The following is a 372-nucleotide window of genomic DNA, read 5'->3' as shown; positions in this document are numbered from 1 at the left end:
ATCAATATGGTGAGCGATTTCTAACACCATCATCGGTAGTGAGAAAATCAAGTCTCGAACCATTTGACTATTTTCTACGTCAAGAGCTGCAGTTACCTCATCTGCTAATAAAATATCCTTTTTACGAAGTAGGAAGCGGGCTAGTTCAATCCGGACACGTTGTCCGCCTGAAATATTTTCTCCGTTATTAGTGATTACAAAATCAAGCCCATCAGTTAGTTCATGGTCGAGTTTGACTTGTCTTAAAACAGTCTCTAATTCTTGATCTGAAAACTCTTGTCCCAAACTGAGATTGTAGCGAATAGTATCATTAAAGAGGAAAGGATGCTGGCTGATAATGCCTACCTGACGAACAAAGTGACTTGTTTTAAC

The 372-nt window shown here is 39.0% G+C and carries 1 protein-coding gene; it reads right to left on the bottom strand.

Annotation, left to right across the window (positions count from 1 at the left end):
- Positions 1 to 372, bottom strand: a 372-nt coding sequence (locus tag ADG03_RS03200; protein WP_049520955.1) for an ATP-binding cassette domain-containing protein, incomplete at both ends; no start/stop codon positions are given.

The sequence above is a fragment of the Streptococcus parasanguinis genome (assembly GCF_001069785.1).
Lineage (GTDB): Bacteria > Bacillota > Bacilli > Lactobacillales > Streptococcaceae > Streptococcus > Streptococcus parasanguinis_T.
The sequence above is the reverse complement of the archived record's forward strand: the minus strand, read 5'-3'. Positions and strand labels throughout refer to the sequence as shown.